Here is a 25,198-nt window from a genome sequence, read left to right as displayed (position 1 = left end):
CTCCCGGCAGCGCAGCACTCGGCCGATGGCTGCTGATTACCGGTCAATTGATAGTTTTCCAGCGCCATGTCCCCAAACAGTTTCACTTCTGTAAAAGGCGGATAGACATCTTGTTTCCGTTGTATTTCCGGCCCCTCACCATCCTGTCCGGGCCAAACCGGCCCCGACGGTAATGCAAGAATGATGCGGTGACTTCAGCCGGCCCGGGACGCCCCCGCCACCAACAGCCCTCCCGTCCGGGAGCCACAGCCAGGGATGAAATCCTGGACGCCGCAGCCGAGCTCTTCACCACGCAGGGCTACGCCAGCACCTCCACCCGGTCCATTGCGGACGCCGTGGGCATCCGGCAGTCATCGCTGTACCACCACTTCAAAACCAAGGACGACATCCTCGAGGACCTCCTGGACGGCACCGTGTCCGGCGGGCTGGCGTTCGCCCGGGCTGTCGCTGCCGGCGCGGAAGGCGAGGCGGCCCCTGGAAGCCGGCTTCACGCCGTCGCACTCTATGACGGCACCCAGCTTTGCAGCGCCCGCTGGAACCTGGGGATCCTGTACCACCTGCCCGAGGTCCGGAATGAGCGCTTTGCCCGGTTCCTTGCCGACCGGCAGGAGCTGCGCGGACTGTACCGGCGGCTGGGCGGCTCCGCTGCCGGCGAAACCGGCATGCAGGAAGCCGGCGGCGGGGATGTCACCTTCCGGCTGGTTGAGTCGCTGATCAGCCTCCGCGCGGACGGCCTGGTTACGGGTGATTCCCCGCTGCAGGCCGCGGATGCGGGCCTTATCCTCTGCGGACGGGGCCCGGAACTGCGGGCCATCCGGGCCGAAAGCGCAGCCCTCATCGCCCGGTTCTCCTGATTTCCGCCCGGTGTCCGTGATGCTGACGCCCAGCTTGCTCGGCTAGGCTCGGACCATGACGCGCGAGAACATCAGGACCCCCGACGGCGGCACTCTGGAGCTCTTCTCCACCGGCGCCGAACTGGCTTCCGCCGGTTCGGGCGTGGTGGTCATCCCGCCCTCCATGGTGACCGCAGCCGACTACACCAAGTTCGCCCAGAAGCTCAGCGCAGCCCTGGGCCGCCCGGTGCACACGTTCAACCGCCGCGGCCGGGGATCGTCGTCGCCGCAGCCGGAGGACTACACGCTGGATGTGGACATCCGCGACCTGGACACCGTCATGAAACACACGTCCAGCACGGATGTCTTTGGCCACAGCTTCGGCGGCGCCGTGGCCCTGCACGCGGCGCGGACCTTGCCGGTGGAGCGGCTCGCCGTGTACGACCCCGCCGTCTCCGTCAACCACTCCGTCAAGGCGGAGTGGATCGCCGAATACGAGGCCGCGGCTGCCGCCGGTGATGACGACCGGGCCCTCGCCGTGATCCAGCGCGGGCTCGAAGAAGGCGGACCGTTCTCGTCCCGGATGCCGCTGTCCATGCTGACCCTCGCCAACAAGCTGACCGCCGGCACGTCCGAAGGCAAGCAGCAGCGCGAACTGATGCGCACCGGCGTCCGGGAAATCAAGGCGATCATCGCGGCGGACATGCCGGCCGAGCCGTTCCTCGCGCTTCCGCTGGAAACCCTGATCGTGGTGGGCGAGAAGAGCCCGGCCTACTTCGGGGTGGCGTGCGGCCAGATCCACGACGTCCTCTCCGGGTCCAGCTACACCATCCTTCCCGGCTTCGGGCATGACGGCGCCATCAAGGCCCCGGACGTCCTCATCAAGGAACTGGCCGAGTTCTACGCCGGCTGATCGGCGGTTGGGCCAGCGGAGTTCTACGCCGGCCCATCGGCGGTTGAGCCTGTCGAAACCCGCCTGTCGAAACCTCCTGTGATTTCGACAGGCTCAACCGCCGCGTCAGTGCCCGGCGCCGTGGCCTGCCGTGGCGCCTTCCGTCTTGCGCATCATCGCCGAAAGCACGACGGCGGCAAAGGCTATGACGGTTGCCGTCAGGAAGGCGGCGCTCATCCCGGCGACGAGGCCCGACGTCGCGGACACCACCGCGAAGATGGACACCAGCAGGGCGGTTCCGGCGGCGCCGGCCACCTGCTGGGTGGTGCTCATGATCGCCGACCCGTGGGAGTACAGGTGCGGCGGGAGCGGGTTCAGGCCGGTGGTGAACGCGGGAGTGAACAGCAGCGCCAGCCCGAAACTCAGCCCCACGTGCAGGGTGACGATCCACCAGACTGCCGTGCCGGCGTCGAGCATTGAAAACTGCCAGAGGGTAACGACCATCAGAACAGAACCGGTGACCGTGAGCGGCAGTGGGCCCACCTTGTCGAAGAGGCGGCCGATAACCGGGCCCAGCAGGCCCATCGCCAGGCCGCCCGGCAGTAGCGCCAGGCCCGTTTCCAGGGATCCCAGGCCACGGACTTCCTGCAGGTAGAGCGGCAGCAGGATGACGCCGCCGAACAGCGCCATCATGGCCACCACCATCAGCAGCACCGAGACGGTAAACATCCGGAAGTTGAACGCCCGGAGGTCCAGCAGCGGCGCCTCGGCCTTCTGCAGCCGGAGCTGCCGCAGGACGAAAACTGCCAGGCTGGCAACACCGATCACGAGGGCCGTGATGGCGCCCGCACCCGGGCCGGCCTGACCTCCGTGGCCGCCGCCGATCTGGCTCAGGCCGTAGACCAGTCCGCCGAACGCGGGAACCGTCAGGAGGACGGAGAGGAAGTCCAGCTTGGTCCGCTCGGCTTCACCAACGTTGGTGAGGTATTTGGCGCCGATTGCCAGGGCGGCCAGGGCCACCGGCAGGACGAACACGAACATAAAGCGCCAGGTGAAGTGCTCCAGGATCAGGCCTGAAACAGTGGGCCCCATGGCGGGCGCCACCGAGATGGCGATGCTGACGTTGCCCATCACGGCGCCGCGCTTGGCCATCGGCACCAGCGTGAGGATGGTGGTCATCAGCAGCGGCAGCATGATCGCCGTGCCGCCGGCCTGGATGATGCGGGCGAGCAGCAGGATCTCGAATCCGGGAGCCACGGCCGCCAGGGCGGTGCCGCCGGCGAACAGTCCCATGGCCAGCATGAAGACCTTGCGGGTGGACAGGCTCTGGAGGATGAAGCCGGTGGTGGGGATGACCACTGCCATGGTCAGCATGAACCCGGTGGAGAGCCACTGGACGGTGGGGGCGTCCACCTGCAGGTCCACCATGAGCCGCTGGAGTGCGACGTTCATGATGGTCTCGTTGAGGATGACCACGAACGTGGCCACCAGCAGCGTGCTGATGATGGTCACGGACTCCCGGGACATCTTCTCCGGCGCGGCGGGCTGTGTTCCTTCTGCTTGGACGGATTGGCCGCTGGCGTTCGGCGAGACTTCGGTAGACATGAGTGTTCCCTCAGGGAGTGATGAGTGTGGTGCGCGAACATGGCCGCTGCAGATGCCAACACTCTACCGGCTGGAGTAATTCCTCCGCACCGGATCTTTTTTCAAACCCTGAGGGAACAGAAGGTGTCAGGCCGTCTGGCCTGCGTGCTGGCCTTCGGAGATTTCCTCCACCAGCTTGCTGTTGAATGCCGGAAGGTCGTCAGGGTTGCGGCTTGTCACCAGGCCCTGGTCAACCACCACTTCCTGGTCCGTCCAGTTTGCCCCGGCGTTCTTCAGGTCTGTTTCCAGCGTGTGGTAGGACGTGACGTTCCGCCCGCGCACCACGCCGGCGTCGATGAGCATCCACGGCCCGTGGCAGATCGAGGCGACCGGCTTGTGCTGCTCAAAGAAGCTGCGGGTGAAGCTCTGCGCATCCTTGTCCACGCGGAGGTGGTCCGCATTGACAACGCCGCCCGGCAGGACCAGTGCGTCGAAGTCTGATGCGTTGGCCTCGGCAACAGTGAGGTCGACGTCAAAGGTGTCGCCCTTTTCCGTGCCCTTGAAGCCCTGCAGCTTGCCGCTCTTGAGGGCCACGAGCGTGGGCAGTCCGCCGGCGTCCTTCACGGCCTGCCAGGGGCTGGTAAGTTCAACCTGCTCCACGCCGTCCGTCAGCAGGAATGCAACCTTCTTGCCTGCGATGTTGTGTTCTGACATTGTTCCTCCTCATCTGAGGCGGCCCGGGCCCGCTTTTGGCGCGCCAGGTTCCGCAGCGAGAGTTGATTGCCTGACAGTTACCAGCCTAGGAAGCGCGAAAGTAATAAGCAAGCTGACTATCCCCTCGGCTGGGATTGGGGAATGACGACGGCGGCGGGCTGGCGTGGCTTGGCCTCGATCCTGTGCCGGGCGCCGAAAGAATGTCGTACCCTCCCACGATGATTTAGGTATGGGAAACAGCGCAGTAGTAGCGGCACCGATGGAGGGCGTTTTTGCCACCACAGCTGCCATCAACGCGCTGTTCCTTGAAGAAGCAGCCTTGAAGACCGTGCATGCCAATGGAGATGCGGACGGATCCGGGGTTGATGTTCTCGGCCGACTGTATGAGCTTCGGTTGGACCGGTTGGGCTTGGAATCCAAGCTTGAGGCACAGACCACCGCGCTCAAGGCCAGGGACGCTGCCCAGTGCCTTGACCTGCAGCAGGCCATGACCCCGCCCGACGCCTCCACCCAGGACCGTACGTATGCGGAAATATCAACAGTGGAAGAAATCGCTGGGGTCCTGACCATCAGCTCCGGAGCAGCAGGGGCGTTCATCACCCAGGCCCGTCGGGTCTGCGCCCTCCCATCCGTGTACGAGGCCCTGTTTACCGGGTCCTTGTCGTGGCAGCAGACCAGGATCATCGCCGATGAAACCGAGGCCCTGGACCATCCCGCCGCCGTAGCCTTGGCGGACCACTTCCTGGACCCCGACGCACCGAACCCGGCCCGCGGCTGCCCCGCCGCGAACCTTGTACCGTCCCGGCTGCGGGCCAAGGTCCGAGCCTGGCGCGAACGCCACCACCCCGACTCCATCGAAAAACGCCACACCAAATCCGCAGCCGACCGGCGGGTCGAATTCACCCCCGACCGCGACGGCATGGCCTGGTTCGCGATCTATATGCGGGCAGACTGCGCGTTGGCGGCCTGGAACAAAACTACAGCCATCGCCCGCGGCCTCCAGGGCCCCAACGAAACCCGCACTCTTTCCCAAATCAGGGCCGACGAAGTCGCCCGACGCCTCCTCGCCCCCGCCCAAGCCACAACAACCACCACAGACGCCAGCACCGGCACCGGCTCCGGCTCCGGCTCCGGGCTGAGCATGGCCTCCCCGGCCGGCGGCGGGGACACGACAGGCGCCGGTGGCGGGGACACGGAAGGCGACGAGGTTCAACATGTTGCGGAGGAACAGTTCCCGGATGAATTCCTCGGGCTCGCCACACTCGTCGGATCAGACGAACCAGCAGCGGACCTCGGCATCCCCGACAACACTCACCTCGGAACCAACAGTCACATCGACGCAACCAGTAACCCTGCCACCCAGGACAACAGCGCCGGCCAAGCAGGAACCAGCACCAACACCAGCGGCCAGGCAGGAACCAGCATCACCACCACGTCCCCTGACGCCAGCCCCGAAACCGGGAACGTCCCCACACCCCGCACCGACGTCCTCGTCACCGTCCCCGTGTTCGCCCTGCTCGGCATGACTGACGAACCGGCCACCCTCGACGGCTACGGCCCGATCCCCGCGTCGATGGCCCGCAAACTCCTCGCCGACGGAGCAGAGTCCTTCACCCGCGTCCTCATCGACCCGCGCGACGGCGCCCCACTGGAAATCGGCCGCACCAGCTACCGGCTCACCAAAGCAATGCGGCAAGCCCTGGCCCTCAGGGACGGCAAATGTACCTTCCCCGGTTGCAACAACAACGCCCTCGACAACGAAGCCGACCACCTCCGAGCGTGGCAACACGGCGGAACCACCGGAATCAGCAACCTGGCACAACTCTGCCCAAAGCACCACCGGCTTAAACACAACAGCGGCTGGACACCCACCCAAGCAACAAAAAACGAACCACCAAGCTGGACCTCACCCACCGGCCGCACCTACCCCGCCGAACAACCCGACCGGGAACCAACCACCTGGCCAGACAACGTCCTGCTCAAGGAGATGAATACTGTGCCGCATCTGCTGGATCCCCCATGTGAAGAGCCATCCTGGGAAGAACCAGAAGACGACAACCTCATCGACGCCGACGACATCGCACCCTACGACCCCGTCTGGGACGACTTCTACAACATGCCCATCGAACTCCCACCGGATCCAGAAAAGGACCTAACCCTCAGGGGCAGGACCCTTAGCGATTGGGCTTCAGGCGTCCCATCCTTGCTTCACACCTGAACGCGCCCGAAGAACCCAGCTACGGCTGAAGCCACGCAAACCTGCGGTACGACGGTTAGCGAATCAGGAACCGGGCCGGTGGTGCTCAATCAGCCAGCCCGCCATCTGCTGCGCGCGCTTGTTGGCTTTCATGTCACCCTCGGTAGCGGAAATGATGGACCCCTTCATGAGGATGTGCCAGGACCGGGAAAACTCCTCCGGACGGACTAGCCCGGCTTCCTCCGCCAGCACCTGCACATGGCCCCGGATCTTCGCCAGGTAGTCGATGCTGGCCTGGCCCAGCGGGTGGGCCGGACCCATCTCCAGCAGGACGTTGATGAAGGAGCAGGCCTCGAAGTCTTCCCGGAGGAACCAGTCCCCAAAAACGTCGAAGATGGCCAGCAGCTGCTCTTCGGGAGTGCTGCCGCGGCGGCGGGCCTCGGAAACAATGGCCTTGACGGTCCACTCTTTGTCACGCTGCTCAAGGAAGGCCAGGACCAGGGAATCCTTGGACGGGAAGTGCCGGTAGAACGTCGCCTTGGCCACGCCCGACTTCTCGATCAGCTCGTTGACCCCCACATCGCGGACACCCCGCCTGGAGAAGAGGTCATAGGCGACCGTCAGGATTTTCTCCACGGAGCCGGCAGGACTGATCGCCGCATCTGCCGCCGGAGGGGCGGCAGGCGGTGTGAATTCTGCCTCGGGATTCATCGCAATTCCAGTCTATCGTGGGGAAGACAGACCGGTCTTTCCCGCTGTAATGTTTTTCCTACGCGCAGTGCTACGGACACCGTGGAGGCCAGCCACACCGGCCACTTCGGATTGGTGCAAGGAGGCCCCTATGTCAGCAGAGCGGTTGTTCCAAAGCGTGCCTTCGGATCCCGACCCCTGGATGGCCGGCGATACCCCTGCCGAGATCAGGCAGTTCGCCATCGAATCCCTCCGATGGCAGGCACAGGAAATCATCGATGAACTGCTCTGCAGCAAGGACCCCGGAGAAGAGCTCTCCCGCGCGAGGCTACGACGGTGCGTGGCCCGGAACCCCGGCCGCCCCGAGCGGGCACTCCTCGAACAGCTCATGACCAACCGCGAGCACCCCGGACTGTAGCCAACGGAAAGGCCCCTGCGCCGGGTCGCGGATCCAGGGATGCCGGTCACGAATTCAGGGGCGCGTTGTCGATCAGGCGTACCGGCCCCACCTTTGCGGCGATGAGTGCCAGCGCCTCACCACGGAACGGGGTCTCGCGGCAGTTCTCGGCAAGCGGCTCCAGGGTGGCGGGATCCACAACATCGACGTAGTCCAGCTCCACGAGCGGTTGGGACTTCACCAGGTCTACGGCCGATTCCAGGTCCAGCGGCTCCCGCGCGGCGGCCCGCGCCTCCAGCAGCCGCAGCGCCCGGGACAGCACCAGCGCCGCCTCCCGCTCATCGTCCGAGAGGAACCGGTTACGGCTGGACAGCGCGAGGCCTTCCGCCGACCGGACGGTGGGAACCCCCACAATCTCCACCGGGAAGTTCAGGTCAGCCACCATGCGCCGCACCAGCGCCAGCTGCTGGGCGTCCTTCTGCCCGAAGTATGCGCGGTAGGCCGGGAGCCGGGTCCCGGCGGCATCGGCTATCTCCGGACCGGAACCGGGGAGCCCCGCGGCAGGGATGCCGTAATGCAGCAGCTTCGCCACCACGGTGAGGGCGCCGTCGAAGTGCCCGGGGCGGGACGCGCCCTCCCACTTCTCCCCCAGCCGTCCGGACGTAATCCGCACCAGCGGTTCCCCGCCGGGGTAGACCTCTTCCACCGAAGGCGCGAAAGCCAGGTCCACCCCTTCGGCGTCCAGCAGCGCAAGATCAGCGTCCAGCGTGCGCGGATAGCGGTCCAGGTCCACTGCATCGCCGAACTGCAGGGGGTTGACGAAAATGCTGGCCACCACCACGTCGTTCTGCGCGACGGCGGCACGCGCCAAGGCGGCGTGGCCCTCGTGAAGCGCGCCCATGGTGGGCACCAGGGCCTGGGACACGCCCCGCTTGGCGGCCAGGAGCCGGGCACTCTCAGCGTGCAGTTCCGCCACAGTGGTCACGAGCTTGATGGGCATCGTCAGTCCTCCCTCTGTTCCAGGGCGTGTCGCAGCCCGTCCAGCTGATCGGGTTTCAACAGTCCACGCCCTTCGGCCCGCCGCGCCGTGGCCCGTGCCATCGCCAGGTAGGCCTCCAGCACGTCGCCCTGCCCGCCGCCGTCGTACTCGCGCAAAGCTTCCGCGTGCGCGCGCACGGTTCCGACGTCGCCACGCGCCACAGGTCCGGTCAGGGCAGATTCGCCCGAGGCCAGTGCGTTTTCCAGGGTGGCGCGCAGCAGCGGGCCAAGCATGCGCTCAGGCTGCTCCACGCCCACCTCGCCCAGCAGCTGGGAGGCCTGCGCCACCAGGGTCACCAGGTGGTTCGAACCGTGCGCCAGCGCTGCGTGATAAAGCGTGCGGTCTGCCTCGGCGATGACCACCGGTTCCGCCCCCATCTCCACCACCAGTGCCTGGGCAATGGGAAGCATGGCCGCGTCCGCGGTGACTCCGAAGGTGCAGTCAAGCAGCCGGGTAAGGTCAAGGCTCATCCCGGTGAAGGTCATGGCCGGATGCAGTGCCAGCGGAACCGCACCCGCGGCACGCACGGGATGCAGGACGCCCACCCCGAACCGGCCCGACGTGTGTGCCACCAGCTGGCCCGGCTGCCATGCACCCAGGGTGGCCAGCCCGTCTACGAGATCCGGCAAGGCATCGTCCGGCACTGCGAGCAGCACCAGTTCCGCGCGCTCCACGATTTCCTGCACCTGCAGGACCGGAACGCCGGGAAGCAGCGATTCAGCCCGCTCACGGCTTGCGTCAGACACCGCAGACACCCCGACGACGGCGTGTTCCGCCGCGCGCAAGGCGGCGCCAAGGACCGCCCCCACTTTCCCTGCACCAATAATTCCTACGCCGAGGCGTCCGGGCTTAGCCATGCTGGCGGCCTTCCTGTTGACGGTGGGCAGGGCTTTCCGAGGGCTGGACCACCGGCCCCGGTTCAGCTGCGGCCGGTGCTGGTTCAACTGCACCCGGCGCCGGTTCAACAGCACCCGGCTGCGGTTCAATCCCTGCCGGTGCCACCTGCCGGAGCCATTGTTCTGTGGTTTGCCGCTTCCTGGCGAGCCTGGCCCTGGCTGACTGGGCGTCGAACAGCGCGAGTGCCTCGTGGCTGTCCGCCTGGGCCAGCCGGGGAGTGACCGGGCCCGCCGTGGTGTGCAGGACCAGGTCGGCAACACCGAACCGGCGCGCCAGAGGTCCCTGGTGCAGCGCCATGGACTGGGTTCGCTGGTGCGGCACCACCACAAGTTCCCGCCACCACCGGCCGGAGCGGATGAGCAGGGCAGTGCCGGTGGCCGTGAAACCGTTCCGGCGCCAGCCCAGCGGGGCAAGAAGCCGTGCGCGCCGCGGCGTGGTGACGAAGCCGCCCTCGGAATCCAGTCCGGTGAGGCCGGCACCAAAAACAGCAGCCGGCTGGTCCGTGCCGGGATCCGGCAGCACCAGCGCGAGCATGTCCATGACGTCCTCAAGCTTCCCCACGGGCAGGAGCGTGGTGCGCGATGTCCCCTCCCCCGCGTTCTCCGCCAGGCCGTAGCCGGCAACGTTGACCTGCATCCGGTACCAGCCGAACGGCCGCCACAGCGGCGGCTGGGTGATCTTCAGGGCTTGGATCCGGCCGGGCGGGAGCGTCTGCGCCTGCGTGTCCAGCAGTCCGTACCGCAGCCGGATGCCGTCCGGAGAGATGGCGGCCGTGAAGTTGTAGCCCTTGTTGAACAGGTTCCAGTAGCTGGCCGCGAGGCCCAGTGCCGCCGGGATCAGGTACAGGTAGAACCCCTGGTTGTCCGTGACGGCGGACAGGACCACGGACACCACGGCGCCCAACGCCACGAAAAAGCTTTGCTCACTGAGCAGCAGCGAACCGACAAGGCGCGACGGCGGCACCGCAAGCACCGGGAGTTCCGGAGCCTCGGGCGCGGCCTCCCCCGCCCCTTCCGGGCCGAGGTCCACACCTGCGGCCCGGGCGAGGATGGTGGCGCGGAGCTGCCGGGCCTCGTCGATCTTCAGGTAGGCCAGGCGCACGGCTGACTCCCCGGCGTCGGCCACCTCGAACCTCAGTTCGGCCAGGCCGAAGATCCGGGCGAGCAGCGGCTGCACGATGTCGATGGCCTGCACCCGGTCCAGCCTCGCCTGCCGCTGCTGGCGGAAAAGGAAGCCGGTGTTGACCCTGACGTAGCCGCCGGATACCTGGTACTTGGTGAAGTACCAGGTGAGGACGAAACCCAGCACGGTGAGCAGCAGCACGGTCCCGCCGCCGGCCAGCAGGAACGGCGCCCGGCCTGCCAGCTCTTCCTCGAACACGGGCCGGCCCTGGAGCGACCGCTCAAAAATGTCGCGGCCGAAGAAGAAACCGATGGCCACCAGCGCCAGCCAGCCCCGGACGAACGGCGAGGCGGGGTGCACGCGCAGCCACTCGCCGTCGGGCGCCAACTGGCCTGCAGCGGGCGGCGGGGAGGCGGCCGGCAGGGGCGCGTTTGCAGGCCCGTCCGGGCCGGGGATCCGCCCGTCAGCGGTCACAGCCCTGCCAGCCTGGCTTCGCCCCGGGCTGCCAGCTGTTCACGGAGCCGGGCGCCTTCGGCTGCGGGCAGGCCCGGGATCCTGGCGTTGGTTCCGGGCGACGCGGTATGCAGCTTGAGCGTGCACAGGCCAAGCCCGCGTTCCACCGGCCCCACCCCGATGTCCACGTACTGCATCCGGCCGTACGGAACGGCCATGGTGCGCTGGAAGAAGATTCCGGTGCGGATCAGGAGGTCGTCACCCCGTTCTGCATAGCCAATGGCGCGGACCTGGCGCGGGATCAGCACCAGCCGCCAGACAGCAACCACGAGCATCCCGGCCGGAACGGAGACGGCCAGCCAAAGCGGCGGCCAGATCCACCAGCCCAAGAGCACGAACACCAGGGGCAGGGACAGCAGCAGCACGGCAACCACGTTGCCCAGGGCCCACTCCACCAAGCGGACCGTGACGTACTTGGGCGAGACCCGCTGCCAGACGATGCCCGGCGGATCAATCGCCTCGGTATGCATATTCGCCTTCCCCCGTGGCTTCCCCGCGGACCGCGCGGCCGGGCTTGCCGTCCACGCCCTTGGTGTCGCCGTCCTCCGGCGGGATCCGGCAGAAGCGCTCCACCAGCAGGCCCACCACGATCATCACCAGTCCGCCGCCGGCCATGGCCAGGGCCAGCCAGGTGATGCCCTGGTCGCTGCGGAGGCTCCAGATACGCAGCTGGTCCAGGAAAATGCCCACGTGCCAGCCCAGGAGTACGGTGCCTGCGTAGGCGCATGCCTGGGCGAGGACCAGGGTGCGGGCGGCCAGGAGCGGATCCAGCACGGTCTTCTTTTTGGTGCTGTCCTTGAGGCTGTTGCGCCACCGAAGGACCCGGATCCCCAGGATGAGGGTGATGGCCACGATCACGCCCATGGTGGCGAGGGCGGTGGCAGGCAGGACCGGAGTGGCCATGCTGTACCGGCTGGTGACCACCGTGGCGGACCAGCCGGCAACGGCCAGGATGACGCCGATGAGCAGGAGGCGCAGCGGGCTGATGGGCTTCATCGTTCCTCCACCGCCCCGGCCGTTGGTATGCCGTCGAAATCCCCGAAGCCGTCGAACGGCGCCAGGTCTTCGAAGTCGTCAGCCCGGGCAGCCAATGCGCTGATGCGTTCACCCTCCAGCGTTGCGGCGGGTTCAATCAGGGACCAGGGGTACAGGACGAAAGCCCGGCTGGCTGCGCGGGGATGCGGCAGCGTGAGCACGGGGTCATCGCTGCGGAGGTCGCCATAGGTGATGATGTCGACGTCGAGCGTCCGCGGCCCCCAGCGCACCTCCCGTACCCGGTGGTGCTTGTTCTCCACCGCATGGCAGTGTGCCAGCAGCTCGAGCGGGGAAAGGCTGGTTTCCACCGTGATGACCATGTTCAGGAAGTCGGGCTGGCCGGGCGGGCCGCCCACCGCTTTGGTCTGGACGATCGGGGACACGTCCAGGAGCCGCACCTCCGGCGGGTCAACGAGGTCCCCCACCGCTTCGGACAATGTGTCGTTCCGCTCCCCCAGGTTGCTGCCAAGGGCCAGCACCACCTTGGCATAGCCGGCATTCACGCCGTATCCCCCTCCACGGGCCTCTCCGCGTGCACGGGCCGTTCCCGCCGGGCCGGCGGTTCCCGGTGCACGGGCTTCTCGCGGTGGACAGAGACTGCCACGTCGCCGAAGGGCACCTCGATGGGTGCCTGCGGCTTGTGCACGGTGATGTCCACCGCCCGGAGCGGGAATTCCGCCAGCAGGCTGTCGGCAATCCTGACAGCCAGGGCTTCGATCAGATTCAGCGGTTCACCCGAGACCCATTCGGTAATACGCTGCGCAACCTCGCCGTAGTGCGCTGTGTCGGCGACGTCGTCGGATTCCGCCGCCTTGGCGAAGTCCAGGTACAGGACTGCGTCCACGACAAAAGGCTGGCCGTCGCGGCGTTCGAAATCAAAAACGCCGTGATGGCCGACGGCGGTCACACCGGTCAGCGTAATCCTGTCCATGGGTCCCCCGGCCCTTACGTCGTTGTGGAGGCGGCCGCGAGGCGGGCGGCGACCTTGACGGCGTCCAGGCTGGCGCCGACGTCGTGCACGCGGACCGCCCAGGCGCCGCGGTAGGCGCAGATGGCGGTGATCGCGGCGGTGGCGGAGTCGCGCTCCTCAGGAGAGGCAGACTTGCCGGCCACGGTCAGCAGGGTTCCCAGGAACCGCTTGCGGGAAGCACCTACCAGGACCTTGTGGCCCAGGCTGTCCAGCTGGTCCAGGTTCTGCAGGAGCTCCCAGTTCTGCGCGTCGTTCTTCGCGAAGCCGAGGCCTGGATCGATGATGATCTGCTCCTGGCTGACGCCCGCGGCGTAGAGCTTGTCCCGCACGCCGGCGAGTTCGGCCACCACTTCCCCGGCCACATCCGTGTATTCCGCTAGGGAATTCATGGTCCGGGCGTCGCCGCGGCGGTGGGTGAGGATGTACGGGACCTTGGAAGCGGCCACGAGTTCGGCCATCTCAGGTTCGATGCTGAGGCCGGAGATGTCGTTGATGATCGCCGCGCCGGCGGCCACTGCGGCAGCAGCGGTGGAGGCGTGGGTGGTGTCGATGCTGACCAGCGCCCCCGCCTTGACCAGGGCCTCGATGACGGGAATGACGCGGCGCTGTTCTTCTTCCGGGCTGACGTCCTCAGCGCCCGGGCGGGTGGATTCGCCCCCGACGTCGATGATGTCCGCTCCGGCGTAAAACATACGCAGGCCGGCGGCGATGGCGCTGTCCGCGGTGGCATGCTTGCCGCCGTCGCTGAAGGAATCGGGCGTGACATTCAGGATTCCCATGACCAGGGTGCGGTCGGTGGGAAGGTCTTCGAAGCGCGCTGCCGGGCGCGGTTTGCGCAGGATGGGCAGCGGCGAGGTTGCGGGCCCGGTTCCCGGGGCTGCAGCTAGTGAGTCCATGGTCTGTTTGGTTACCTTCCGAGGATGAGGCTCATGGCTTCGGCACGGGTGGCCGGGTCATGAAGCTGCCCGCGGACCGCGCTGGTGACGGTCTTCGCTCCGGGCTTGCGGATACCGCGCATTGACATGCACATGTGCTCGCATTCGACAACAACGATGGCGCCACGCGGGTTGAGGTGGCGGACCAGTGCTTCGACAATCTCAGTGGTGAGCCGCTCCTGTACCTGGGGGCGGCGGGCGTAGATATCCACCAGCCGGGCCAGCTTGCTCAGCCCGGTGATTTTTCCGTCATGCGAGGGGATGTAACCAACGTGGGCCATTCCGTGGAACGGCACCAGGTGGTGCTCGCAGGTGGAGTAGAAGGGGATGTCCTTGACCAGGACCAGTTCCTCGTGGTCCAGGTCGAAGGTGGTGGACAGGACGTCCGCCGGGTCATGGTGCAGCCCGGCGAACACTTCCGCGTAGGCCTTGGCCACCCGTTTCGGGGTGTCGACCAGGCCGCCGCGGTCGGGGTCCTCGCCGATGGCCAGCAGGATTTCGCGGACGGCCGCCTCGATCCTTGGCCGGTCCACTTTCTGGTGCTTGGAATGGGAGGAACCATCCTCCGCCAGGGTGTCGGCGGAAGCGGGAACGTCGTCGTCGTCGAAGGAAGTCACGAAGAAAGCTTAGCCGCGAAGGGCGTCAGGCCCCGAGTCCGTGACCCCGCCCTTGAAAGGTGCATCCTCCGGGACGCCCTGCGGATGCGGGGGCTGGGCATCCAGCGGCTCGTCCAGGCGGGCCTGCTTGGCTTCCTCCTGCGCCTCGCGTTCGGCCCGTTCCCGCGGCGTTTCCACGGGTCCGGCCATCTGCACCGGCCGGGTCTCCTTGGACAGCCACACCTCGCGGAAGTCGCGCTTGCGGACGTCACGGAAGATGTCGGCAATCTCGGCCTGGTTCAGCGTTTCGCGTTCCAGCAGCTCGAGGGCCAGGCGGTCCAGGACGTCGCGGTTCTCGGTGAGGATGGCGTAGGCCTCGTCGTGGGCCTGGTCGATCAGGCGGCGCACTTCCTCGTCCACCACGTACGCGATCTGGTCCGAGTAGTTGCGCTCGTGCCCGGCGTCGCGGCCCAGGAACGGCTCGCCGCCCCCCTGTCCGAGGCGGACGGCGCCCACGCGCTCGCTCATGCCGTATTCGGTGACCATCTTGCGGGCGGTGCCGGTGGCCTTCTCGATGTCGTTCGATGCGCCGGTGGACGGGTCGTGGAAGACGATCTCCTCGGCCACGCGGCCACCCATGGCGTAGGCCATCTGGTCCAGGAGTTCGTTGCGGGTTACGGAGTACTTGTCGTTCTCCGGGACCACCATGGTGTAGCCGAGGGCGCGGCCGCGGGGCAGGATGGTGATCTTGGTGACCGGTGCGGAGTTGCGCAGCGCGGCCGCCACCAGGGCGTGGCCGCCTTCGTGGTACGCCGTGATCTTGCGCTCGTGTTCCTTCATGACCCGGCTGCGCTTCTGCGGGCCGGCCATGACGCGGTCGATGGCCTCGTCCAGCGCACGGTCATCAATCAGGTTGGCGTTGGAGCGGGCCGTGAGCAGCGCGGCCTCGTTGAGCACGTTGGCAAGGTCCGCGCCCGTGTAGCCGGGGGTCTTCTTGGCGACTGCCTTGAGGTCGACGCCGGGGGCCATCGGCTTGCCCTTGGCGTGTACCTGCAGGATCTGGTCGCGGCCGATCAGGTCCGGGGCATCCACGCCGATCTGGCGGTCGAAGCGGCCCGGACGGAGCAGCGCCGGGTCCAGCACGTCGGGACGGTTGGTGGCGGCGATCAGGATCACGTTGGTCTTGACGTCGAAGCCGTCCATCTCAACCAGCAGCTGGTTCAGGGTCTGTTCGCGTTCGTCGTTGCCGCCGCCGATGCCGGCACCGCGGTGGCGGCCGACGGCGTCGATCTCGTCGACGAAGATGATGGCCGGGGAGTTGGCCTTGGCCTGCTCGAAGAGGTCGCGGACGCGGGAGGCACCCACACCGACGAACATTTCCACGAAGTCGGAACCGGAGATGGAGAAGAAGGGGACGCCGGCTTCACCGGCGACGGCGCGGGCCAGGAGGGTCTTACCGGTACCCGGAGGGCCGTAGAGCAGCACGCCCTTGGGGATCTTGGCGCCGACGGCCTGGAATTTGGCGGGTTCCTGCAGGAATTCCTTGATTTCCTGCAGTTCCTCGACGGCCTCGTCGGAGCCAGCGACGTCCGCGAAGGTCACCTGCGGCATGTCCTTGCTGACCATCTTGGCCTTGGACTTGCCGAACTGCATGATCTTGGAGCCGCCGCCCTGCATGCGGGTCATGAGGAACCAGAAGAGTGCGCCAAGGAGGATGACGGGGATCAGGAGGGAAAGCAGGCCGGAGAACCAGTTGCTCTCGATGGGCTGGTCCGTGTAACCCTGGGCCGGACGGGCATCGGTGACAGCTTTAACCACGTCTTCCGCGCGGGCATCCACGAAGAAGAACTGGACGCTCTTGCCCTTGTCCTGGCCGTCAAGGTTCAGGTTGTCCCGCAGCGTCAGGTCAACCCGGTTCTCGCCGTCGAAGATCTTTGCCTGCTCCACCTGGTCGCCGGCGAGCAGTTCAAGGCCCTTGTCAGTGTCGATCCGTGCGGCACCGCCGGGAGCCAGCGTCGCAAAAGCCACCAGGAGCAGACCGACCACGACGACGATCCAGATGCCCGGGCCCTTGAAAAAGTTCTTAGCTTTCATCTGTTCGGGGGCTGGCCCCGTCCCTTCTGGTAGTGCTGCACGGCGAGTAGTTTGCGCGCGTGATGGTGCTGCGTCAGCTTCTAGCTATACACCGTCCGGAGTAGATCACGCATGGTGAAAAGCAAAAGTTCCCTGTGGGCGTACGGGCGCCGGGGCCGGCCCGGGGACTGCTGGGTACACACGCGGCACCTACACGTGCTGGTCCAGGTAGACGGGGTTGCCGTCCGGGTCTGCCAGTATCGCGCTTGCGGGGCCCGCTGTTGCCTCGTCCGCCTCGGCGTCAAACCTGACGCCCTGGGCCTTCAGCTGCCGCTGGAGTTCACGGACATCCGTGAACGAGCCGAGCGCTTCGGCGTCCTGGTTCCAGCCGGGGTTGAAGATCAGCACGTTTTTCTCGAGCATCCCCTGGAACAGCCCGATGTTCGCGTGGCCGTTCTTCATGATCACCCAGTTCTGGGCCGGATCCCCGGCGTACTGCGTGAAGCCCAGTTTCCCGTAGAACTCCATGGACGCCGCAAGGTCCTCCACGGCGAGGCCTACCGAAAAAGCGCCGAGGTCCATGGCTTACTCGTAAACGTGCGGGGCCAGCGTGCCAACGAAGTCCAGGTTGCGGTACTTCTCGGCGTAGTCCAGGCCGTAGCCCACCACGAACTCGTTGGGGATGTCGAAGCCCACGTACTTGACGTCGATTTCCACCTTGGCTGCGGTGGGCTTGCGGAACGCGGTGCAGATTTCCACGGACGCGGTGCCGCGCGATTCCAGGTTGGTCTTCAGCCAGGACAGGGTCAGGCCGGAGTCGATGATGTCCTCGACGATCAGCACGTCTTTGCCCATCAGGTCCGTATCCAGGTCCTTGAGGATGCGCACCACGCCGGAGGACTGCGTGCCGGAGCCGTAGGAGGAGACAGCCATCCAGTCCATCGAGATGTGGCTGTGCAGCGCCCGGGCCAGGTCGGCCATGACCATGACAGCGCCCTTGAGCACGCCCACGATCAGGATTTCGCGTCCCTCGTAGTCCTTGTCGATCTGGGCTGCGAGTTCGGTGATCCGCTGCTGGATCTGTTCCTTGGTGTAGAGAACGTGCTTGAGGTCTGCCTGGACGTCGTTTGAATCCACCAATGGCTCCTGTGTAGATGCGGGGTGCGACTATTTTGTGGGCGGCTTTTGATGCCGGAACACTAGCTTCCCACAGCGCGGCCCTCCGCGGGGAACGGATCCGGGCTGATCCGGCCCGGCAGCTTCCGGGGCGCTTTCCAGTTCAGCCAGCGACAACCGGTACACGCCTACCCCGCCGGGAAGCTGGACGGGACCTGCGGAGCCCTGCCGCCGCAGCAGCGCCTCCGCCGCCAGAAGCCGCTGGTAGCTGGGCTGCTGCCCGCCGACGTCGGCCGCTGCCTTGGCGATCACGCGGAACCGGATGGCGGGGGCCAGGGCGCGCAACGCCTCCTCGGGGAGGGCGACGTCGGCACCGGTCCGCTCGGCCAGGGCGGCGTAGGTGCTTTCGGCCACATCCTCAAGGTAGTCGGCGTCGAGCTGCAGGATGGCTGCCGTCCGGGCCAGGGATTCGGCAACGCCCGGACCCAGCTTCTCCTCAAGGTGCGGGAGGACCTCCACCCGGGTGCGGGACCTGGCGAAGGACGGGTCAGCGTTGGTGGGATCGTGCCAGGGCTCCAGTTCCTCCACGGCGCAGATCTCCTCGGTGTCCGCGCGCCGGAGGCCCAGGAACGGCCGCAGCAGGATGCTGTTTCCCTGGCCCCGGCGGGCAGGCCGCATGCCGGCGAGGGAACGGGTTCCCGAGCCGCGGGCAAGCCCCAGCAATACCTGTTCGGCCTGGTCATCGAGCGTATGCCCGAGCAGGATTGCGTCCGCGCCCTGGCTGGCGGCCGCCGCTTCCAGGGCCTCGTGCCGCGCTTCCCGGGCCGCAGCCTCCGGGCCCATGCCGGCGCCTGCCACGGTCACGGCGCGGACCTCCACCGGTGACAGTCCCAGGTCGGTCAGCGCCGCTGCGGTACGTGCGGCCACGTGTCCGGAACCTTCCTGGAGCTGGTGGTCAACCACCACCGCACCCACCGTCACGGGGTGGCCGTCAACGTGCCCGCGGCGGGCGAAATAGGCTGCGACGGCGGCGAGCGCCAGTGAATCCGGCCCGCCGCTGCAGGCCACCAGGACGTGGCGGGGATACCCGGCCTGTGCCAGGGCGTCGCCCAACATCTTGCGCGCGGTGCCGACGACGGGCGCCAGCCTGCCGGGCCGCCGTCGTCCTGTGCTGATGGTCCTGCCTGTGCTGATGGTCCTGCCGGGGACGCTTGCGGCAGCGGCAGCCGCAGGAACAACTTCAGCCTCGGGCAATTACAGTCCCATCCGCTCAAGCCACAGCTTGGCGTCGTGGATCTCAGGCTCGGTGGGCAGGTGGTCCACCGACTCCCAGACCCGGTTGAACCCTTCCATCCCGGCAACATCCACCACGGCCCGGACAAACCGGGCGCCGTCCGAGTACTGGCGCATCTTGGCATCGAGTCCCAGGAGGCTGCGGATGAACTTCTCGATCACGCCGCGGTCCTTGCCGCGGTCGTTGAAGCGCTGCCGGATGGTCTTCACGGACGGCACAATGCTGGCGTCGACGGCGTCCATCACCACGTTCGCGTGCCCCTCCAGCAGGCTCATCACGGCCGTGAGGTGCGAGATGGCGGCCTTTTCCTCCGGGTCCTGCAGCAGGTCCAGGATGGCGCCCCGGCCGGGGGTGGTGCCGGTGGCCGTGCGGTCCTTCAGCGAGCGGGCGGCCGCCGTGGCCCGCTCCATCAGCGAGTCGACGTTGCCCAGCAGGTGCCCGCTGAGTTCGTCGATCTGCTGCAGCATGTGGTGCCGCAGCCAGGGGGCAGCGGCGAACTGAACGCGGTGGGTCTGCTCGTGCAGGCACACCCAAAGACGGAAGTCCTCCGGCGTGACGTTAAGCTCGCGCTCCACGGACACGATGTTGGGCGCAACCAGCAGGAGCCTGCCGCCCGACGGCGCGTTGGACCCTTCGGCCATCGCTGCGAAGGGATCGTACTGGCCGAGCACCTTGCTCGACAGGAAGGCAAGGACGGCGCCCAACTGGCTTCCGGTGATGGCGCCGCTGACGCTGGCTGCCGCAGGACTCAAGGTTCCGCGGCGGCTTTCAAGCATCTTCTCCATGGCGGGCTTCAGCATCACGGCGAAGCTCTGGGTGTTGGCCTTCGCCCAGGATGCCCTGTCCACCACGAGAACTGTGGAGTCCCGCAAGTCCCGCGCGGCTTCGAGCCCGGTGATTTCGTGGACATGGGATACGGAGGCGTCGGCGAGCCGGCGCAGGCTGTCCACGGCTTCCGCGATTTCCGCCTGGTCCAGGACCGGCCCGGCAGGAGCCAGCCGCGCCGCGGTTGAGGCGGCCAGGTCCCAGTTGATCAGGGACTGGGCAGAAACTGGCTGGGCTGAACCTGGCTGGGCAGTGTTCGGCTGCGCACTGGTGGACTGCCCGTTCGTGGACAGGGCTTCCGACCCGTCCGATGAGGGCAAGGTCGATGCGGACTCGCGTGCAGTGGACTCCATAGGTCCCATCAGAACACAGCAGGCCGTGGATCGTCCTTAAGTTCGCTGACCGGCGAACCGCACGGGGCTTTCCTGCCGGCGGGGAATCACACAGTCCGCTTCACACAGTCCGCTTCACACAGTCCGCGCACAGGATCCCGAAAGCCCTCGCCTAAGAGGGCCCGGCAATGTTGTTGCTATCAAGCTCGGTGGCCCGGTCCCCACGAACGGCCCTGGCCCGCATAACCGGCGCTCGCCCGCGCCGGTTATGCGGTCCGCGGCCGCTTATATCCGCTGAGCCCATGTCCCCAGGAGGTAACCATGATTCCCTACCGCCCCATTGCTCCCCTGACCGCCGGTCCGCGCAAGGGCTGGACATCGGTGGTTGCCGCCGTCGTCATGGCCGCCTTGCTGGGTACCGCTGCCCCTGCCGCCGTGGCAGCGGAGGCGGCACCGCCGTCGGGCGTGGTGTCCGCCAGCGTGGCGCCGCAGCTTGCGGCAACGGAACCGGTCCGCCGCGAGGCCTAGCGGCAGAGTCCTAGCGGCAGCCGCAGGCGGCGAGGGCCGTGGCCGCCCTGTCCAGCGCCACCTTGTTGCCGGCAGCACCGGGCGTGAGTCCGTTGCCGATGAAGGAGAACACCAGGAGGCGGCCATCCGCATCCACCACATAGCCGCTCAGCGCCAGCACGGTGTTCAGCGTGCCGGTTTTGGCCCGCACCAGCCCCGCGCCGCCCGCGGTGGTGCCTTCCCCGTACCGGGTGTCCAGGGTGCCGGTCAGGCCGGCCACGGGGAACCCGTCCAGCGCTTCCCGAAGCCTGGCGTCGGTGCCGGCCGTCATGGCACGGACCACCTCGGCGAACTGGCGGGCGGAGACCTGGTTGCCCATCGCAAGCCCGCACACATCAACGAGTTTCATGGAGTCGGCCGGGATGCCGGCCTCTGCCACCTGGGCCCGGACAGCCGCCGTGGCGCCGTCGTTGCTGCCGGGCTGGCCGGTAGCAAGGGCAGCCAGCCGGCCCAGTGCCTCGGCCAGGTAGTTGTCCGATTCCCGCAGCATCAGGTCGACCTGCTGGGCCACCGTGGCCGATTCCACTTCCGCCAGGACAGCAGGGTCCGCGCCAGACCCGCCGTCCACCCCGCCTTGGGCCGCCCCCGGTGAACGTTCGACGCCGGCCGCCACAGTAAGTCCCGCGGCCGCACCCGCTTCCCGCAACCGGGCGGCGAACTCTTGGGCGGCGGTGATGGCCGAGTCCTGCGGGCGCGGTCCGGTGGTGACGGCAGGATCGAAACGTGCCGAGTTCAGTGCCAGCGGATAGAGCGGCGCCACCTCGCCGGCGGCAACATCGCCCTCCTGCCAGGCGGGGTTGAGGGCAGGCCCGGTAAAGAGGGAATCGTCCACCAGGACTTTGACTTCGCCGGTTGTTCCACGTGCCTGCAGCCCCTCCACGGTCCGGGCCGCCAGGGTGGCAAGGCCGGCGTGGCCCAGCACCTGCTCCGCGTCGGATTCCCCGGGGCCCAGCAGGACGTCCCCGCCGCCGATCAGTACCACTTGGCCCGCGGCCGGTCCTGCCGTCACGGTGGTGCTGAATCGATGCTCCGGGCCCAGGGTGCGCAGCGCGGCCATCGCCGTCAGCAGCTTCATGTTCGACGCCGGCACCCGGCCTTCCGAGGCACCCCTGTCGAAGAGGACCTGGCCCGTGAGCGCATCCTGGACGATGCCCGTGAACCCGCCGCCGCCGTCGGCCTTTAACAGGGGGTCCACCTGGGCGGTGAGCGATTCCCGGGACGGAACCGCGGCGGATGCGTCCAAAGACACAAGGCCTTGGTGCGGGGAAAGAGTGGCGGGGGCCTGCTGCCACTCAGGAGCGGCAGGCGGCGGGGCGGGCGGCTCCGGGCCAAGGAATCCGGGGGCCACGAGCAGTACCGCGGGGATGGCCAGCACCACCAGGAGAGCGATGAGCACGGCCTGCGGCCAGGTGCGGCGCGCACGCTCCCCGCCGCTCATGACACCCCGGCGGATGCGGTCAGGCCACGGATCCGTGCCGGTTGTTTTGGTCATGCTGGTGCTGGTCCTCAAGTCCTGAAATTTCCCCACAAGTTCCTGATTCCAGGGCCTCTCGCTATATCCTCAATTGTAGTCGGCGGCACGGACACTCCTTTTTGTGGGCCCGTCAAGTGTGCCGCGCACCCCCTGCAATTGCCGAGGAGCATTCCATGAAGCACGACGTGACCATCGAGATCCCCAAGGGATCGCGCGTCAAGTACGAAGTTGACCACGAGACCGGCCGCGTCCGCCTGGACCGCGTCCTCTTCACCGCCATGCAGTACCCCACCCACTACGGGTACTTCGAAAACACCCTCGGCGAGGACGGCGATCCCCTGGACGCCCTGGTGCTGCTGCAGGACTTCGACCTGCACCCCGGCGTCATCGTTGAGTCCCGCCCCATCGGCGTCTTCAACATGACCGACGACGGCGGCGGAGACGCCAAGATCCTGTGCGTTCCGGTGGATGCCCGCTTTGACCACATTCAGGAAGTCAGCGACGTCAACGAGTTCCTGATCAAGGAAATCGAGCACTTCTTCACCCGCTACAAGGACCTGGAGCCGGGCAAGTGGGTCAAGGCCGAGGGCTGGGGCGACCGCGCCGCCGCCGAGGCAGAGCTGGAAGCGTCCATCAAGCGCTACGTGCCCACCGCACACTAGTCCCCACCGCCCCCTAGCCTCGCTTCGCTCGGCCAGGGAACCCTGACGGCGTGGGCCCAGTCATAGGACCGACGGCGGGTGCCTGGTTCGCAAGAGCCGGGCACCCGCCGTCGGCCTTAACGTGGATTTTTTGTCCACGTATGGCGGCTTCCCAAGCCCGCAAGTCGCCATACGTGGACAAAAAGTCAAAGGCAGGATGTGGAATCGTGGACCTGTGATTTCCGAGGCTATCTTCAGTCCCCCCTGCGGTCCCGTGCTCGGCTGGCGCGACGGGGACGTCCTCCGCGCCACCGGTATCCCCTACGCCACCGCCGCCAGGTTCCAGCCGCCCGTCCCGGTTCCGGACTGGACGGAGCCCTTCTCCGCCACCTCGCTGGCGCCGGCGTGCCCGCAGGGCCCGGTTCCCTTCCTCGACGACGTCCTGGGCACCCGGTACGGCGAACTTCCCGGCAGCGAGGACTGCCAGAACCTGTCCATCACCATGCCCGGGGATATCGCCGCCGCTGAACGCCTGCCCGTCATGGTGTGGATCCACGGCGGCTCCTACACCACGGGCTCGGGCGACCTCGCGATCTTCGATCCTGCCGTGCTGGTGGCCGAGAACCGGGTGGTGGTGGTTTCCGTGACCTACCGGCTGGGGCTGTTCGGATTCCTGGCCACGCACAACGGCCGGCCCGGAAACCTTGGTTTGCTGGACCAGCTGGAAGCGTTCAGGTGGGTGCGGCGGAACATCGCTGCCTTCGGCGGCGACCCCGGCCGGGTGACCGCGTTCGGCCAGTCCGCCGGTGGTGATGCCATCGCCCACCTCATGGCGACGCCGGAAGCGCCGTCGCTCTTTCAACGGGCCATCATCCAGAGCGCACCGCTGGGCATTGCCCGGGGCCGCGCGAAGATGAACCACGCCATGGGCATCGCGGCCGATGCGGTCACCGAGGACACTCCGGCCATGGAGGTGGTGGAGCGGGAAGCGCATGTTGCCCAGGTGGCCCGCAGGTTCGGGATGCTGGCGGCGATGCCCTTCGGTACCCAGTACGGTCACGCGCCGCTGCCCGAAGAAGAGGACATCGAGGCAGCCTGGAACCGTTCCGCCCCGGGCATTGACGTGCTGATTGGGCATACCTCGGAAGAAGCGCGGCTGTTCCTGCCACGGAACCGGCTGTTGATGCGGGTGCAGGGCGTTCCCGTGGTGGGAGCCGCGGCGGTGCGCGCTGTGGACCGGGTGGTCACCGAAACCGTGTACGGCAGGGCGGCCCGGAGGTTTGCCCGCCGCCACGCACGCGCAGGCGGCCGTGCACACCGCTACATCCTGCACTGGCACGCGCCGGACAACATTTTTGGCGCTGCCCACACCATCGACCTTCCGCTGCTTTTCGGCACGCGCAGCACGTGGGAGGGCGTCGGCCTGATCGCCGGTGCCGGCTGGGACGAGGTGGACGAGGTGGGCAGGCAGGTGCGGGCGCTTTGGGCAGGCTTCGCCCGCGGTGATGTGCTGGGTGACGCGGGCGGAATCCCGGGGGCCCTCACCTACCACGCCGCCTGAATCCCGGAGTTCAGGCCGCGCCGGCTATGTTACTGATGGCCTCCACCAGGATGTCCTGGCGCTGGAAGTAGGCGTTGTGCCCGGCATCCTCGACCACCAGGAGCCGGGCGCCGGGCACTGTTGCGGCAACGTGCTCGGCTCCGCGCCGGATCCGCGGCCTTTCCTCATCCCCGATCAGCACCAGCAACGGGCTGGCTACTGATTCCAGGCCCTGCTGGAACCACTCGACGTCGGCCGGGTCGGCGCTGAGGAATTCCCCCTGGCTTTCCTCAAGGCTGCGGGGATGCCTGGCGGCCTCGATGGCGGTGGCAGTGGAACGGACCCGGATGTAGCGGGCATAGTCGCGCGGGTTGTCGGCGACCCACTGCTCCGTGAAAGAGTTTCCGACGCCCAGCCAGATCCGCTCGTCGTCGTCCAGTGAGCTGAACACCTCGAATTTTTCCGGCTGGCCGGCCTGTCCGGGAGGCGGCACCACCAGCGGCCAGCCCATCCCGCACACCACCAGCGCAGCAGCACCGTCGGGGTGGCGGATGGCCCAGCGGAGTGCCGTCATGCCGCCCATTGACTGGCCCACGATGACCGGCCGCTCAAGGCCGAGGGCGGTGATGAAGGCGTCCAGCTCGGCAACCCTGTCCACCAGCGGCCCCTGCCGTGGGGAGTTGGAGGACCAGCCATGGTCGTAGGTGTCATAGGCCAGGACCCGGAAGTCCTGTTCCAGTTCGCTGATGATCGGCTCCCAGCATGCTGCCCCCGAGGCATGGCCGTGGAGCAGCACCACAGGGCGGCCGCGGCCGGAGTCCGTGTAGTGGATGTCGTTGCCGAGTACGTCAAGCCATGGCACGGGGATGGGTCCTTTCACGCAGGGTCGGCCGGGCAGCCCACCACGCACCAGAGTTGCAGA

Annotated in this window: 26 protein-coding genes; 7 read left to right on the top strand and 19 right to left on the bottom strand. The window is 67.3% G+C overall.

Annotated features, from left to right (window positions below; all coding sequences use genetic code 11):
* Positions 1 to 188: 188 nt before the first annotated feature.
* Both ACJJV6_RS09320 and ACJJV6_RS09315 read left to right on the top strand, forming a co-directional pair.
* Entirely contained in the window at positions 189 to 854 is a 666-nt protein-coding gene (locus ACJJV6_RS09320; RefSeq protein ID WP_407710386.1) for a TetR/AcrR family transcriptional regulator, read from the top strand.
* Between the two features lie 55 nt (positions 855 to 909).
* The gene (locus tag ACJJV6_RS09315; RefSeq protein WP_133349585.1) at positions 910 to 1,746 is read left to right on the top strand and encodes an alpha/beta fold hydrolase; all 837 of its coding nucleotides are present in this window, start codon (positions 910 to 912) and stop codon (positions 1,744 to 1,746) included.
* A gap of 105 nt (positions 1,747 to 1,851) precedes the next feature.
* Here the strand turns inward: ACJJV6_RS09315 and ACJJV6_RS09310 are convergent, their stop codons facing one another.
* Together ACJJV6_RS09310 and ACJJV6_RS09305 are read right to left on the bottom strand one after the other, a co-directional pair.
* Positions 1,852 to 3,330: a DHA2 family efflux MFS transporter permease subunit gene (locus ACJJV6_RS09310; protein WP_407710385.1), complete on the bottom strand. Its 1,479-nt coding sequence runs from the start codon at positions 3,328 to 3,330 to the stop codon at positions 1,852 to 1,854.
* Positions 3,331 to 3,456: 126 nt separating this feature from the next.
* Positions 3,457 to 4,023: a type 1 glutamine amidotransferase domain-containing protein gene (locus tag ACJJV6_RS09305; RefSeq protein ID WP_009357788.1), complete on the bottom strand. Its 567-nt coding sequence runs from the start codon at positions 4,021 to 4,023 to the stop codon at positions 3,457 to 3,459.
* A 229-nt stretch (positions 4,024 to 4,252) separates the two neighbouring features.
* On the opposite strand from ACJJV6_RS09305, the gene ACJJV6_RS09300 reads away from it, so the two are divergent.
* Positions 4,253 to 6,241, top strand: a complete 1,989-nt coding sequence (locus ACJJV6_RS09300) for a DUF222 domain-containing protein (protein WP_407710384.1) — start codon at positions 4,253 to 4,255, stop codon at positions 6,239 to 6,241.
* Between the two features lie 63 nt (positions 6,242 to 6,304).
* Here the strand turns inward: ACJJV6_RS09300 and ACJJV6_RS09295 are convergent, their stop codons facing one another.
* On the bottom strand, positions 6,305 to 6,931 hold the full coding sequence (locus ACJJV6_RS09295; protein ID WP_009358376.1) for a TetR/AcrR family transcriptional regulator: 627 nt from the start codon (positions 6,929 to 6,931) through the stop codon (positions 6,305 to 6,307).
* Positions 6,932 to 7,061: 130 nt separating this feature from the next.
* Between ACJJV6_RS09295 and ACJJV6_RS09290 the strand changes: the two genes are divergently transcribed.
* Positions 7,062 to 7,328, top strand: coding sequence for a hypothetical protein (locus tag ACJJV6_RS09290; protein WP_407710383.1), 267 nt, complete (start codon positions 7,062 to 7,064; stop codon positions 7,326 to 7,328).
* Positions 7,329 to 7,374: 46 nt separating this feature from the next.
* Here the strand turns inward: ACJJV6_RS09290 and ACJJV6_RS09285 are convergent, their stop codons facing one another.
* From ACJJV6_RS09285 to ACJJV6_RS09220, 14 genes are all read right to left on the bottom strand, one after another.
* On the bottom strand, positions 7,375 to 8,307 hold the full coding sequence (locus ACJJV6_RS09285) for a 4-phosphopantoate--beta-alanine ligase (protein WP_407710382.1): 933 nt from the start codon (positions 8,305 to 8,307) through the stop codon (positions 7,375 to 7,377).
* A gap of 2 nt (positions 8,308 to 8,309) precedes the next feature.
* On the bottom strand, positions 8,310 to 9,203 hold the full coding sequence (locus ACJJV6_RS09280) for a Rossmann-like and DUF2520 domain-containing protein (RefSeq protein ID WP_407710381.1): 894 nt from the start codon (positions 9,201 to 9,203) through the stop codon (positions 8,310 to 8,312).
* Positions 9,196 to 10,839, bottom strand: coding sequence for a PH domain-containing protein (locus ACJJV6_RS09275; RefSeq protein WP_407710380.1), 1,644 nt, complete (start codon positions 10,837 to 10,839; stop codon positions 9,196 to 9,198). Before ACJJV6_RS09275 ends, ACJJV6_RS09280 begins: the two co-directional genes overlap by 8 nt.
* The gene (locus ACJJV6_RS09270; protein WP_407710379.1) at positions 10,836 to 11,348 is read right to left on the bottom strand and encodes a PH domain-containing protein; all 513 of its coding nucleotides are present in this window, start codon (positions 11,346 to 11,348) and stop codon (positions 10,836 to 10,838) included. Before ACJJV6_RS09270 ends, ACJJV6_RS09275 begins: the two co-directional genes overlap by 4 nt.
* Positions 11,329 to 11,874, bottom strand: a complete 546-nt coding sequence (locus tag ACJJV6_RS09265; RefSeq protein WP_133349597.1) for a DUF3180 domain-containing protein — start codon at positions 11,872 to 11,874, stop codon at positions 11,329 to 11,331. Before ACJJV6_RS09265 ends, ACJJV6_RS09270 begins: the two co-directional genes overlap by 20 nt.
* Entirely contained in the window at positions 11,871 to 12,416 is a 546-nt protein-coding gene (folK, locus tag ACJJV6_RS09260; RefSeq protein WP_407710378.1) for a 2-amino-4-hydroxy-6-hydroxymethyldihydropteridine diphosphokinase, read from the bottom strand. The genes ACJJV6_RS09265 and folK overlap by 4 nt, the downstream gene beginning before the upstream one ends.
* Entirely contained in the window at positions 12,413 to 12,844 is a 432-nt protein-coding gene (folB, locus tag ACJJV6_RS09255) for a dihydroneopterin aldolase (protein ID WP_407710377.1), read from the bottom strand. The genes folK and folB overlap by 4 nt, the downstream gene beginning before the upstream one ends.
* A gap of 14 nt (positions 12,845 to 12,858) precedes the next feature.
* Complete coding sequence (gene folP / locus ACJJV6_RS09250; RefSeq protein WP_009358385.1) at positions 12,859 to 13,779, bottom strand: dihydropteroate synthase; 921 nt, start codon at positions 13,777 to 13,779, stop codon at positions 12,859 to 12,861.
* An 11-nt stretch (positions 13,780 to 13,790) separates the two neighbouring features.
* Complete coding sequence (gene folE, locus ACJJV6_RS09245) at positions 13,791 to 14,435, bottom strand: GTP cyclohydrolase I FolE (RefSeq protein WP_133349606.1); 645 nt, start codon at positions 14,433 to 14,435, stop codon at positions 13,791 to 13,793.
* A 9-nt stretch (positions 14,436 to 14,444) separates the two neighbouring features.
* Positions 14,445 to 16,508, bottom strand: a complete 2,064-nt coding sequence (gene ftsH, locus ACJJV6_RS09240; RefSeq protein ID WP_009358387.1) for an ATP-dependent zinc metalloprotease FtsH — start codon at positions 16,506 to 16,508, stop codon at positions 14,445 to 14,447.
* Between the two features lie 189 nt (positions 16,509 to 16,697).
* Positions 16,698 to 17,069 (bottom strand): VOC family protein, encoded by a 372-nt coding sequence (locus ACJJV6_RS09235; protein ID WP_407710376.1) that lies wholly within the window; start codon positions 17,067 to 17,069, stop codon positions 16,698 to 16,700.
* A gap of 3 nt (positions 17,070 to 17,072) precedes the next feature.
* Complete coding sequence (gene hpt, locus ACJJV6_RS09230) at positions 17,073 to 17,624, bottom strand: hypoxanthine phosphoribosyltransferase (protein ID WP_009358389.1); 552 nt, start codon at positions 17,622 to 17,624, stop codon at positions 17,073 to 17,075.
* 30 nt (positions 17,625 to 17,654) lie between these two features.
* Complete coding sequence (gene tilS / locus ACJJV6_RS09225; RefSeq protein ID WP_407710484.1) at positions 17,655 to 18,719, bottom strand: tRNA lysidine(34) synthetase TilS; 1,065 nt, start codon at positions 18,717 to 18,719, stop codon at positions 17,655 to 17,657.
* Positions 18,720 to 18,857: 138 nt separating this feature from the next.
* Positions 18,858 to 20,075, bottom strand: coding sequence for a zinc-dependent metalloprotease (locus ACJJV6_RS09220; RefSeq protein WP_407710375.1), 1,218 nt, complete (start codon positions 20,073 to 20,075; stop codon positions 18,858 to 18,860).
* A 300-nt stretch (positions 20,076 to 20,375) separates the two neighbouring features.
* Between ACJJV6_RS09220 and ACJJV6_RS09215 the strand changes: the two genes are divergently transcribed.
* Entirely contained in the window at positions 20,376 to 20,582 is a 207-nt protein-coding gene (locus tag ACJJV6_RS09215) for a hypothetical protein (RefSeq protein WP_407710374.1), read from the top strand.
* A 10-nt stretch (positions 20,583 to 20,592) separates the two neighbouring features.
* Here ACJJV6_RS09215 and dacB read toward each other — a convergent pair whose 3' ends face one another.
* The gene (gene dacB / locus ACJJV6_RS09210; protein ID WP_407710373.1) at positions 20,593 to 22,113 is read right to left on the bottom strand and encodes a D-alanyl-D-alanine carboxypeptidase/D-alanyl-D-alanine-endopeptidase; all 1,521 of its coding nucleotides are present in this window, start codon (positions 22,111 to 22,113) and stop codon (positions 20,593 to 20,595) included.
* Between the two features lie 155 nt (positions 22,114 to 22,268).
* Between dacB and ACJJV6_RS09205 the strand changes: the two genes are divergently transcribed.
* Both ACJJV6_RS09205 and ACJJV6_RS09200 read left to right on the top strand, forming a co-directional pair.
* A complete protein-coding gene (locus ACJJV6_RS09205) occupies positions 22,269 to 22,757 on the top strand; it encodes an inorganic diphosphatase (protein WP_009358393.1) in 489 nt (162 codons plus the stop codon).
* Positions 22,758 to 22,971: 214 nt separating this feature from the next.
* Positions 22,972 to 24,297 (top strand): carboxylesterase family protein, encoded by a 1,326-nt coding sequence (locus ACJJV6_RS09200; protein WP_407710372.1) that lies wholly within the window; start codon positions 22,972 to 22,974, stop codon positions 24,295 to 24,297.
* Positions 24,298 to 24,307: 10 nt separating this feature from the next.
* Here ACJJV6_RS09200 and ACJJV6_RS09195 read toward each other — a convergent pair whose 3' ends face one another.
* Positions 24,308 to 25,138: an alpha/beta fold hydrolase gene (locus tag ACJJV6_RS09195; protein ID WP_407710371.1), complete on the bottom strand. Its 831-nt coding sequence runs from the start codon at positions 25,136 to 25,138 to the stop codon at positions 24,308 to 24,310.
* Between the last annotated feature and the right edge of the window lie 60 nt (positions 25,139 to 25,198).

Source organism: Arthrobacter nitrophenolicus (assembly GCF_045833485.1).
Taxonomy (GTDB): Bacteria; Actinomycetota; Actinomycetes; order Actinomycetales; family Micrococcaceae; genus Arthrobacter; species Arthrobacter nitrophenolicus.
This window is presented reverse-complemented; position numbering and strand designations above follow the sequence as displayed.